General features: G+C 66.3%; 11 protein-coding genes. 2 read left to right on the top strand and 9 right to left on the bottom strand.

Features of this window, described 5'->3' with window-relative positions; translation table 11 throughout:
• On the top strand, positions 1-723 hold a 723-nt coding region (locus CYJ07_RS14400), incomplete at its 5' end, for a zinc-binding dehydrogenase (RefSeq protein WP_156085507.1).
• A 349-nt stretch (positions 724-1,072) separates the two neighbouring features.
• A complete protein-coding gene (gene gfa, locus CYJ07_RS14395; protein ID WP_104204407.1) occupies positions 1,073-1,648 on the top strand; it encodes an S-(hydroxymethyl)glutathione synthase in 576 nt (191 codons plus the stop codon).
• A gap of 60 nt (positions 1,649-1,708) precedes the next feature.
• Here gfa and CYJ07_RS14390 read toward each other — a convergent pair whose 3' ends face one another.
• The 9 genes from CYJ07_RS14390 to CYJ07_RS14350 all read right to left on the bottom strand — a co-directional run bounded on the left by CYJ07_RS14390 (position 1,709) and on the right by CYJ07_RS14350 (position 10,663).
• Positions 1,709-2,914 (bottom strand): benzoate/H(+) symporter BenE family transporter, encoded by a 1,206-nt coding sequence (locus tag CYJ07_RS14390; RefSeq protein ID WP_104204406.1) that lies wholly within the window; start codon positions 2,912-2,914, stop codon positions 1,709-1,711.
• A 90-nt stretch (positions 2,915-3,004) separates the two neighbouring features.
• Positions 3,005-4,258, bottom strand: coding sequence for a benzoate/H(+) symporter BenE family transporter (locus CYJ07_RS14385; protein ID WP_104204405.1), 1,254 nt, complete (start codon positions 4,256-4,258; stop codon positions 3,005-3,007).
• A 69-nt stretch (positions 4,259-4,327) separates the two neighbouring features.
• A complete protein-coding gene (gene benD, locus CYJ07_RS14380) occupies positions 4,328-5,104 on the bottom strand; it encodes a benzoate diol dehydrogenase BenD (RefSeq protein ID WP_104204404.1) in 777 nt (258 codons plus the stop codon).
• Positions 5,101-6,153, bottom strand: coding sequence for a benzoate 1,2-dioxygenase electron transfer component BenC (gene benC / locus CYJ07_RS14375; protein ID WP_104204403.1), 1,053 nt, complete (start codon positions 6,151-6,153; stop codon positions 5,101-5,103). Before benC ends, benD begins: the two co-directional genes overlap by 4 nt.
• Before the next feature lie 31 nt (positions 6,154-6,184).
• Complete coding sequence (gene benB / locus CYJ07_RS14370; RefSeq protein WP_104204402.1) at positions 6,185-6,676, bottom strand: benzoate 1,2-dioxygenase small subunit; 492 nt, start codon at positions 6,674-6,676, stop codon at positions 6,185-6,187.
• 10 nt (positions 6,677-6,686) lie between these two features.
• Positions 6,687-8,069 (bottom strand): Rieske 2Fe-2S domain-containing protein, encoded by a 1,383-nt coding sequence (locus tag CYJ07_RS14365; protein WP_104204401.1) that lies wholly within the window; start codon positions 8,067-8,069, stop codon positions 6,687-6,689.
• Between the two features lie 99 nt (positions 8,070-8,168).
• Positions 8,169-9,140 (bottom strand): catechol 1,2-dioxygenase, encoded by a 972-nt coding sequence (catA, locus tag CYJ07_RS14360; protein ID WP_104204400.1) that lies wholly within the window; start codon positions 9,138-9,140, stop codon positions 8,169-8,171.
• A 73-nt stretch (positions 9,141-9,213) separates the two neighbouring features.
• The gene (gene catC, locus CYJ07_RS14355; protein ID WP_104204399.1) at positions 9,214-9,504 is read right to left on the bottom strand and encodes a muconolactone Delta-isomerase; all 291 of its coding nucleotides are present in this window, start codon (positions 9,502-9,504) and stop codon (positions 9,214-9,216) included.
• A gap of 40 nt (positions 9,505-9,544) precedes the next feature.
• Entirely contained in the window at positions 9,545-10,663 is a 1,119-nt protein-coding gene (locus tag CYJ07_RS14350) for a muconate/chloromuconate family cycloisomerase (RefSeq protein ID WP_104204398.1), read from the bottom strand.
• Between the last annotated feature and the right edge of the window lie 85 nt (positions 10,664-10,748).

Genomic DNA, 10,748 nt, shown 5'->3' with positions numbered 1-10,748 from the left:
CAGCCGCTGCATCACTACATGGGCTGCTCCACCTTCAGCGAGTACACCGTGCTGCCCGAGGTCTCGCTGGCGGTGGTCTCGCCCGAGGCGCCGCTGGACAAGATCTGCCTGCTCGGCTGCGGCGTGACCACCGGCATCGGCGCGGTGCTCAACACCGCCAAGGTGGAGCCGGGCTCGACGGTGGCGGTGTTCGGCCTCGGCGCCATCGGCTTGGCGGTGATCCAGGGCGCGACGATGGCCAAGGCCAGTCGCATCATCGCCATCGACGTCAATCCCGACAAGTTCGAGCTGGCGCGCCAGTTCGGCGCCACCGACTTCGTCAACCCCAAGGAGTACAGCGACCCGATCCAGCAGGTCATCGTCGAGCTGACCGACGGCGGGGTGGACTACTCCTTCGAGTGCATCGGCAACGTCAACGTGATGCGCCAGGCGCTGGAGTGCTGCCACAAGGGCTGGGGCGAGTCGGTGATCATCGGCGTGGCCGGGGCCGGCGAGGAGATCTCGACGCGGCCGTTCCAGCTGGTCACGGGGCGGGTGTGGCGTGGCTCGGCGTTCGGCGGGGTGAAGGGCAGAAGCGAGCTGCCCGGCTACGTGGAGCGCTACATGAACGGCGAGATCAAGATCGACGAGTTCATCACCCACGACATGCCGTTCGAGCGGATCAACGAGGCGTTCGAGCTGCTGCACGCGGGCAAGAGCATTCGCACCGTACTGCACTATTGACAGGCGCCCGGAACCGCGCCAAGTGACAGGCGCCCGGAACCGCGCCGAGTGACAGGCGTCCGAGCCGGGCGAGTGAAAGGCGCGCGAGGCCGCGCGCAGGGTGGTTAGTGCGTACACCCCCGGAAGTCCCACGATGCAACGGTCCTGCCCGCAGGGCCAAGGAGTCAGCCCCATGAGCCTGTTGGATACCCTTCAGCGCTGGTTAGGCGGCAAACCGGCTACCACGAGCACCACCCGACAGAGCGCAGCACGAACGTCACCGTCGTCGAGCACATCCCGCACGCCGCCCTCCGCGGCGAACGGCCCCAAGACGAGTACAAGAACAACCACCCAGGGGAGTCAGCCCTCCATGAGCCACCACAGCGTACATATCCACCCCGCCGTCGACGACAGCGTGAAGCGCGGCAGCGACAGCTTCACCGGTGGCAAGCTCTACTGCCACTGTGCCAGCGACCAGGTCGAGGTGACGATCGACGCCCAGTGCGCCCACAATCACGTCTGCGGCTGCACAAAATGCTGGAAACCCGAGGGTGCGCTGTTCTCGATGGTCGCCGTGGTGCCCCGCGACAAGCTGCGCGTCACTGCCCACGAAGAGAAGCTCGAGGTGGTCGACCCGGCCGCAGCCATTCAGCGCCATGCTTGCCGCGAATGTGGCGTGCACATGTATGGCCGCATCGAAAACACCGGGCACCCCTTCCACGGACTCGATTTCATCCACACCGAGCTGTCGCGCGATGAAGGCTGGGCCGGCCCCGAGTTCGCCGCGTTCGTCTCTTCGATCATCGAATCCGGCGCCGACCCGCAGAGCATGGATGCGGTGCGCTCGCGGCTCAAGGAGCTTGGCCTGCCGCCCTACGACTGTCTGTCGCCGCCGCTGATGGATGCCATCGCCACGCATACCGCCAAGGCCAAGGGAGTGCTCTGAGCGAGCCCCCGAGATGACACGACGGGCCATGCCCTGGCCCGTCAATTCGGCACCTGCGGTTCAGCGGCGAATGGCCGGCACGGGCTCACGCCTCCCCTCATTCCGCCAAGGCCGATGCAGGATCACATAGGCCGCGCCGCCGATCACCACGCCCCAGAAGGCCGAACCCAGGCCCAGGAAGCTAATTCCGGAGGCCGTGGCGATGAAAGTGATCATCGAGGCTTCCAGGTGATCCTTGCGGGCGGCGAAGGCGCTGACGTTGCTGGTGATGGCGCCGATCAGTGCCAAACCGGCCAGCACCGCCACGAACTCCCCGGGCAGAGAGGTGAAGAGCAGCACGATGGTGCCGGCGAAGGTGCCGCCGATCAGGTAGAAGAGACCGTTGGCCACCCCGGCCACGTAGCGCTTGGCGGGGTCCTCATGGGCCTCCTTGCCGGTGCAGATGGCCGCGGTGATGGCCGCCACCACGGTGGTGATGCCGCCGAAGAAGGCGGTGGCGAAGGAGGTCAGGCTGGTGATGGTGACGATCGGCTTGGCCGGGGTGTCATAGCCCGAGGTGCGCAGGATCGCCATGCCCGGCAGGAACTGCCCGGTGAGGCTGACCAACGCCAGCGGGATCGCCAGGCCGAGCGTGGCGTTCCAGGTCCACTCGGGACGGATGAACCGGGGCTCGGCCAACTGGATCGAGACGCCGCGCAGGCTTGCCCCCTCCAATACCACCGCCAGCACCACGCCGACGATCAGCAGCAGCACCAGGCAGTAGCGCGGATTGAGCCGCTTGAAGGCCAGGTAGGCGACGATCATGCCGATGGCCAGCGTCGGCACCGACTCCAGCGCGACGAAGACCCCGACGCCGAACTGGAACAGGATGCCGGCCATCATGGCGCTGGCGATGCCGGGCGGGATCGCCTGGACGATGCGGTCGAAGGAGCCGGTGATACCGACCACGAAAAGGATCACCGCCGCGGTGAGGTAGGCCCCCACGGCCTCGCCCAGCGACAGCCCCGGAAACAGGCTGACCAGCAGCGCCGTGCCCGGCGCCGACCAGGCGGTGACCACCGGCACCTTGAGCCACAGGCTGAGCAGGATGCCAGAGACGGCGGCACCAATGGAGATCGCCCAGACCCAGGAGGTCATCATGGCATTCGAGATCTCCGCGCCCTGGGCCGCCTGGAAGAAGATCGCCAGCGGACCGGCATAGGAGATCAACACCGCCACGAAGCCGGCGGTGAGCGCGGGTAGGGAAGCATCCTTGAGTAGCGACATGGTCAACGGCCTTGGCTGGTGTCTGCCTGAGAGAAAAAAGGCCTGGACCAGCGCGCGGTCTCAGGCCAAGGAGGATTCATGCGTAACGGATCAACGCGCCGATGCGGCGGAGCTGCGGGAGGTGGCGGACTCACGGGAGAAGTCGAAGTCCCTGAACTCCACCAGCATGGAGAGCCCCGCTCCCAACACCAGCGCCCAGAAGGACGAACCGATTCCCAGGATCTGGATCCCCGACACAGCGATCAGGAAGGAGAACATCGCTCCCACCTCATGCTTGCCGGAGAAAGTCATCTGCATGGCCGAGCTGATCACCCGCAACAGCGCTAGCCCGGCAATGATGGCGATGAAGTAGCTCGGCATCGCTTCGATCAGACTGAACACGAAGCCGTAGAATGGCGCCGCCGTGACGAAGATGATGCCGACGATCACCGCCGCCACCCAGCGCTTGTCGTGGCTGCCGGCTTCCGGCCCCGAACAGATTCCGGTCATCGGCGCAGCGATGCAGGTGCTGTGCAGGTTGAAGAAGGCCGAAACCATGGTTCCGAACCCACCCAGCGCGGTGATGGCATTGGCCGGTGCGCTCTTGAAGCCCATGCCCTTGACCAGCCCCACCCCGGCGGGCGTCTCCATGCCGACGAGAATCAACGCCAGCGGCAGGCCATAGGCCAGGAAGGCCTCCAAGGTAAAGGCCGGCATGATGAACTCGGGAAGCTTGAAGGAGAACGTCACGCTTGAGAAATCAGCACCGGAAAGCGCCATGTAGCCGACACCCACCAGCAGGGTAACCACCAGGGGCGGCACCCGGCGCAGGAAGCGCGCAGCAAAGAAGAAGGAGAGAATCATGACCGTCGCCGGCAGCAAGGCCTCTTGCAGCGGCATCACCATGTTGATCCCGAACTTGAGCAATATGCCCGCCACCATGCCCATGACGATGGGCATCGGGATCAGCCGCATGACCAGGCTCATCCACCCTGCCAGGCCCACCACCAGCGCGATGGCCCCCGCTATCAGCGTGGCACCCAGCGCTTCGTTGAGCCCCACCAAGGGAATGATGGCAGCGAACAGCAGCGCACCGGGGATCGAATTGGCCATCGGCAGCGGCAATCGGTAGTAGGCCGGCAGGAACAGCCCGAACAGGCCGTTGATCATCAGGTAGCTGATCACCCACAGCAGCGTGAATTCCTGGGGAAGCCCTGCCGCAGTGCCGGCGCTGATGTGGATGACCCCCGCGCTGAGGCCGAAGATCCCGGCCACCAGGCCGGCACTCAGATTGTCGGCATTGAGGTCGCGAATGAAGTCGCGTGGTGCCGAGGCGAGGCCGGCACCTTTCTCGATATGTTTCACGGTGTACTCCAGGGGAATGTTGTTATCGTTGAGTGAGCGGTACGTACCGGTGAACGTGGCGTAGGCCGATCAGCCGCTGTCGCCTCCCGCCACCGGCAACACGCTGCCGGTGATGTAGCTGGCATCGCGCGAGGCCAGGAACAGGATCGGGCCGGCCTGCTCCTCGAGGGTGCCGTAGCGGCCCATGAAGCTGGTGGCCTTGGTCTGGTCGACCAGTTGCTGATACCACGCCTTTTCCTGTTCGCTGGGTTCGGCCGTATTGCGCGGCGTGACCCGCGGCGGCGCCTCGGTGCCGCCGGGGGCGGTGGCGTTGACGCGAATGCCGTACTCGGCGTACTCGAAGGCCAGCGCCACGGTCATGGCGTTGACGCCGCCCTTGGCCGCGGCGTAAGGCACCCGGTTGATGCCGCGAGTGGCCACCGAGGAGACGTTGACGATGTTGCCTTGGCTCGGCAGAAGGTAGGGCAACGCCGCGCGACAGCACCACAGGGTGGGAAACAGCGAGCGGCGCACCTCGGCCTCGATCTGCTCGGGTGTGTAGTGGGCATAGGGCTGGGCCCAGATGGTGCCGCCGACGTTGTTGATCAGCACGTCGAGCCGGCCGTAGTGCTCCCGCACCTGGCGCATCACGCCCTCGGCGCCTTCCCAGCTCTCCAGGTCGGCCATCAGGGCAATCGCCTCGATGCCAGCATCGCGCAGCTCGGCCGCCACCCGCTCGACGTGCTCGGCGCGATCCACCAGCGCCAGCCGGGCACCCTCGGCGCCGGCGCGCTCGGCAACGCGCCGGCCGATGCCCTGGGCGGCGCCTGTAATCACCATCACCTGCCCTTCGAAACGCGCGCTCATGCCACCGCCTCCCTGGCCGCGTCCTTTGCCTCTTCCGGGGCCAGGCTCGGGGTGAACTTCTCGTAGTGAAAGCTGGCCGGCGAGATGCCCTGCTCGCGGAAGTGGATGAGCACTGCGTCCACCATTGGCGGCGGTCCGCACAGGTAGACGTCGACCTCACCGTCGTGCAGCAGCTCGGGGGCCATGTGGTGGGTCACGTAGCCCTTGCGTGGGTGCTCGCTGGCCGCGTCGGCGACCACCGTGGTGTAGGCGAAGTCGGGCAGCGCCTCGACAAAGGCGTCGAGCTCGTCGAGCTTGACCAGGTGGTCGTCGACGTTCACGCCGTAGAGCAGGCGCACCGGCTGATCGCAGCCGCGCTCCTGCAGCTGGCGCAGCATGGCCAGGAACGGCGCCAGGCCGGTGCCGCCGGCCAGCATCAGCACGGGGCGCGTTACTTCGCGCAGGTAGAAGCTACCCATCGGCCCGGTCAGGGTCAGCGCATCCTCGGTCTTTGCCGCGCCGCTCAGGTAGCCGCTCATCAGGCCGTCCGGCACGTTGCGAATGAGGAAGGTCGCGCGCCGCTCGCCGGGCAGCGAGCTGAACGAGTAGGAGCGGGCCTCGTCACTGCCCGGCACCTGGATGTTGACGTACTGGCCCGGCAGGAACGCCAGCCCCTCGCCCTGCTCCAGGTCGACGACCAGTTCGAAGCTGTCCTCGGAGAGGCGCGCGACCTCGGCGACCCGGGCGGGGAATTCGCCGACGCCGGTCTTGCACAGGGTCGATGCCACCGGCACCTGCACCACGCAGTCCGACGCCGGTACCATCTGGCAGGTCAGCACCTTGCCTTCAGCGGCCTCCTCGTCGGACAGCGCCTCGTCGATGTACTCGTCGCCCAGGTCGAAATCTCCCTGATCGCAAGTGCCCTTGCAGGTGCCGCAGACGCCGTCGGAACAGTCCATCGGCAGGTTGACCTTGTGGCGATAAGCAGCGTCGAGCACCGTTTCACCGTCCTTGCAGGTGATGAAACGGGTCACGCCGTCTTCGAAGTTGAGGGCTATGGTGTAGCTCATGCTCGTCTCCTCCCACCGGGATCGCGGTCGCTCAGATGTGATAGATATCGATGACCTGGTGGATGTAGTCATTGTTCAGCACCACCTTCTTGTAGGTGATCAGCGGCGCATCGCCGCTCACGTCCAGTGTGTAGAACGAGGTGCCGAAGTAGGCGCTGGTCTGCTGGTAGCGGTGGCTCAGGGTGTGCCAGTTGAAACGCAGCTCGACCGTGTCGCCCTGCTGGGAGAGCACCTCCAGGTTGGAGACCTGGTGGGTGGTGCGCGGCTCGGGAATGCTGGTGGCCCCGGAGCGCTCGGTCTTGATGCGGTAGACGCGATCCTCGAGCCCCTCGCGGTTGGGGTAGTAGATCAGCGAGATCTCGGTCTGCGGGTCCTCGGTCAGCCGGTCGTCGTCGTCCCAGGCCGGCATCCAGAAGACGACGTCCTTGTGGTAGCAGGTCAGCCACTCGTCCCACTCGCGGTCGTCGAGCAGGCGGGCTTCGCGATGAACGAAGGCCTGGATGGCCAGAAAGTCGATGCTCATGATGCCCTCCTCAGGATGCGCTGGTTGCGACGGGCATGGTGGCGATGAACTGGCCGCGCTCGCGCTCGATGGCGCGCAGCATTTCCTCGACCCAGTGCTTGTGGTGCAGCACGTAGAGCCCCTCGTCCTCGGGCGAGGCGCCGCTGAGCAGCGGCTTCATGTCGATGGCGCGGGCGTTATCGTCGGCGCCATTGATCCACTGCTTGGCGCCGCGGGAGAGGTCGTTCCACTCGGCGTCGAGCCCGGCGTAGCCGTTCTGGCAGGCACGGAACTCCTCCAGGTCGTCCGGCGTGCCCATGCCGCTGACGTTGAAGAAGTCCTCGTACTGGCGGATGCGCAGGGCGCGGTTCTCGGCGGATTCGCCCTTGGGTGCGAAGCAGTAGATGGTGACCTCGCTCTTGTCCACGGCGATCGGTCGGATGACACGGATCTGGGTGGAGAACTGGTCCATCAGGTAGACGTTGGGGTAGAGACAGAGATTGCGGGTCTGGTTGACGATGGAGTCGGCGCGCGCCTCGCCGAGCTCCTGCTCGATGCGCTCTCGCTGGGAGTAGACCGGGCGCACCTCGGGGTTGAGCAGGCGCGTCCACAGCATCATGTGGCCGTTCTCATAGGAGTAGAAGCCGCCCATGCTCTTCGACCAGCCGTTGGCGTCCACCGCCTTGGTGCCGCCGGCGTCGTAGTTGCGCCGCTCCATGGTCGAGGCGTAGTTCCAGTGCACGGTGCTGACGTGGTAGCCGTCGGCCCCGTTCTCGGCGCCCAGCTTCCAGTTGCCGTTGAAGGTGTAGGACGAGGTGCCGCGCAGGATCTCGATCCCCTCTGGCGCCTGGTCGACGATGTTGTCGATGATTTTGGTGGTCTCGCCCAGGTACTCGGTGAGCGGGGCGACGTCGGCGCTGAGGCTGCCGAACAGGAAGCCGCGGTAGTTCTCGAAGCGCGCCACGCGCTTGAGGTCGTGCGAGCCCTCCTGCTTGAAGCCCTCGGGATAGGCACCGGTCTTCTCGTTCTTGGCTTTGAGCAGCTTGCCGTCGTTCTTGAACGACCAGCCGTGGAACGGGCAGGTGAAGGTACCCTTGTTGCCGCGCTTCTTGCGGCACAGGGTGGCGCCGCGGTGGGCGCAGGCGTTGATCAACGCATGCAGCTCACCCTGCTTGTCGCGGGTGATGATCACCGGCTGGCGGCCCATGGTGACGGTCATGTAGTCGCCCGGCTCCGCGACCTGGCTCTCGTGGGCCAGGAACAGCCAGTTGCCCTCGAAAATGTGTTTCATCTCCAGCTCGAAGAAGGCCGGATCGGTGAACATGCTGCGGTGGCAGCGGAAGATGCCGTTCTCGGGGTCGTCGACGACGGCGCCGCGAACGCGTTTCTCGAGACGATCAAGCTGTGCGGTCATGGCTCCAACTCCTCGTGGCTCTTGTCGGTTGTCCAGGGTTTCCCTGCCCCATCGGCCGGGGCCGGTGGGTGGTACTCCCTAACATCGGGTTAAGGGGGATCAGACCTGGGCGGTGGCAGCCTGCTCGCTGACGGCCTCTTCGCTCTCCTTGGCGCGCGGGCGCGCATGGCGCGTCTGCAACTCCGGGGCGTCGGTAGCGGCCAATTCGACGTCGAACACCACTTCGGTGAAGAGACCTTCCAGGCCGCGTTTCTCGGCCTCGGCGGCGTCCTCGATGCGTTGACCCTCGATCACCAGCTCCTCGCGGGTGGCGAAGGCAAAGTCGTCGAAGGTGTAGGGGTCGCCCGCCAGGTTGATCTGGGTGGTCAGATGGCGATACCCCGGCGCGGAGATGAAGTAGTGAATATGCGCGGGACGCTCGCCGTGACGACCCAGCGCCTTGAGCACCTGGTCGGTGGCGCAACCTTCCGGCACGCCGTAGCCCGAGGGGATGATGCTGCGCGCGGTGTAGCGCCCCTCGGCGTCGGTGACGATGGTGCGGCGCAGGTTGTACTCACTCTGACTCGGATCGAAGAAGGAGTAGCCGCCCTTGGAGTCGGCATGCCAGATCTCGACCTTGGCGCCGGCGATGGGCTTGCCGTCGGTGTCGCGGACCTGGCCGGTCAGCCACATGGTCTCGCCGTCCGGGTCCCGGCCGTCGTCCATGCGCGCGAAGCCCACGGCCTCGGGGGCACCGGCGACGTAGAGCGGCCCCTCGATGGTGCGCGGCGTGCCGCCGTTGCGACGCGCCGCCTCGTCGGCAGCATCCATGCGCATGTCGAGAAAGTGATCGAAGCCGAGCCCCGGCGAGAGCAGGCCGAACTGGGTGCCCTGGCCCAGTGCGTTCAGCACGCTGACCGCCGACCAGTACTCTTCGGGAGTGACGTCGAAATCGTCGATCAGCCGGAAGAGGTCGGACAACAGACGATGCATGATCTGCTTGGCGCGCTCGTCGCCACCGGCCTGGTCGAAACCGGCCACGGTCTTCAGGAAGTCTTGCACCTCGGGGGTATCGAATATCTTCACGGTCATGGGATTTCCTCTCTAATTGTCATGTCGCCCGCTCGGGTGGGGGCTGGCGTTGCTCGAACCTGTCTCCGTGACCTCAGCTGTCGTCCTCACGGATGGACGAGGGATGGCGGCACAACGGCTTGACGCCGATCTCCATCCAGGGGAAGAGCGGCAGGCCGCCCACCAACTCCTGCAGCTCGGCGTTGTCGCGCACGTCGAAGATGCTGACATTGGCGTAGCTGCCGGCGACCCGCCACAGGTGGCGCCACTTGCCCTGGCGCTGCAGCTCCTGGGCGTACTCCTTCTCGCGCGCCTTGATCGCGGCGGCCTCTTCGGCCGGCATGTCCGGCGGCAGCTTGACGGTCATTTCCACTTGAAACAGCATCTCGTCACTCCTCCCGTAATGGCTTCGACGGGCATTCGGCTCACACCCGGCGCATGTAATGGGCCAGCTTGTCTTCGTCGAGGACGATACCCAGCCCCGGCCCCTTGGGCAGCGCGACGCCGAACTCGCCGTAGCCGAGCGGCTCGGCGACGATGTCGTCCTTGAGCAGCAGCGGGCCGAACATCTCGCTGCCCCAGGTAAGCTCGGGCAGCGTCGCCCAGGCGTGCAGCGAGGCAGCGGTGCCGATCGTGCCCTCCAATAAAGTGCCGCCGTAGAGGCCGATGCCGGCCGCCTGGGCCACCTGCGCCAAGGCCAGGGCGCCGCGGGGGCCGCCGGCCTTGGCGATCTTCAGCGCGTAGGCACCGCTGAAGCCGGCCGCGGCCAGCGCGAAGCCGTCGCGAGCGTCGGCCACCGCCTCGTCCGCCAGCATCGGCACCTCGAAGCGGCCCGCCAGGCGAACCAGCCCGGCGTGTTCACGGGCGGGAATCGGCTGTTCGATCAGGTCGATACCGGCGGCCTGCAGGGCGGCAATGCCGCGCACCGCCGTGCTCTCGTCCCAGGCCTGGTTGACGTCGACCCTGACGCTTGCCCGCTCGCCCAGCGCCTCCTTGATCGCGGCGACGTGGCGCACGTCGTCCTCCACGGCGTTGGCACCGATCTTGAGCTTGAAGTCGCAGTGGCGGCGCTGTTCCAGGCGCTGGAAGGCCTCGTCGATATCGCGGGCGGTGTCGCCGCTGGCCAGTGTCCAAAGCACCGGCAGGTGGTCGTGGCGTGCGCCGCCGAGCAGTGCGGCCAGCGGCAGCCCCAGGCGCTTGCCCTGGGCGTCGAGCAGTGCGGTCTCCAGCGCCGACTTGGCAATGGCGTTGCCACGGGCGTGGCGGTCGAGACGGGCACGCAGCGCGTTGGGATTGTCCGAAAGCTGGCCGATCAGCAGCGGCGCCAGGTAGGTGTCGATGTTGCGCTTGATGCTCTCCGGGCTTTCCGGGCCGTAGGCGAGCCCGCCAATGGTAGTGCCCTCGCCCAGTCCCTCGATGCCGTCGCTGTGGCGCATGCGCACGATGACCAGCGTCTGGCAGGCCATGGTGGCCATGGAGAGCTTGTGGGGGCGGATGGTCGGCAGGTCGACCAGCAGCGTCTCGATGGTGTCGATCACGGTCATGCGGGCTCCGGTTCCGATAGGGGCGTCGATGAATGGCAGTCTGCTTGCCCGTTGTCAGCGAAACCAATATCGTTTGGGTCCGGAG

The sequence above is a fragment of the Billgrantia saliphila genome (assembly GCF_002930105.1).
In the GTDB taxonomy this organism is placed as follows: Bacteria; Pseudomonadota; Gammaproteobacteria; order Pseudomonadales; family Halomonadaceae; genus Halomonas; species Halomonas saliphila.
This window is presented reverse-complemented; position numbering and strand designations above follow the sequence as displayed.

What these genes read in the sequence shown, in the direction of transcription:
- gfa (WP_104204407.1), top strand. Translation starts at nt 1,073, where the DNA reads ATGAGCCACCACAGCGTACATATCCACCCCGCCGTCGACGACAGCGTG.
- CYJ07_RS14390 (WP_104204406.1), bottom strand. Translation starts at nt 2,914, where the DNA reads ATGTCGCTACTCAAGGATGCTTCCCTACCCGCGCTCACCGCCGGCTTC.
- benD (WP_104204404.1), bottom strand. Translation starts at nt 5,104, where the DNA reads ATGAGCGCGCGTTTCGAAGGGCAGGTGATGGTGATTACAGGCGCCGCC.
- benC (WP_104204403.1), bottom strand. Translation starts at nt 6,153, where the DNA reads ATGAGCTACACCATAGCCCTCAACTTCGAAGACGGCGTGACCCGTTTC.
- benB (WP_104204402.1), bottom strand. Translation starts at nt 6,676, where the DNA reads ATGAGCATCGACTTTCTGGCCATCCAGGCCTTCGTTCATCGCGAAGCC.
- CYJ07_RS14365 (WP_104204401.1), bottom strand. Translation starts at nt 8,069, where the DNA reads ATGACCGCACAGCTTGATCGTCTCGAGAAACGCGTTCGCGGCGCCGTC.
- catA (WP_104204400.1), bottom strand. Translation starts at nt 9,140, where the DNA reads ATGACCGTGAAGATATTCGATACCCCCGAGGTGCAAGACTTCCTGAAG.
- catC (WP_104204399.1), bottom strand. Translation starts at nt 9,504, where the DNA reads ATGCTGTTTCAAGTGGAAATGACCGTCAAGCTGCCGCCGGACATGCCG.
- CYJ07_RS14350 (WP_104204398.1), bottom strand. Translation starts at nt 10,663, where the DNA reads ATGACCGTGATCGACACCATCGAGACGCTGCTGGTCGACCTGCCGACC.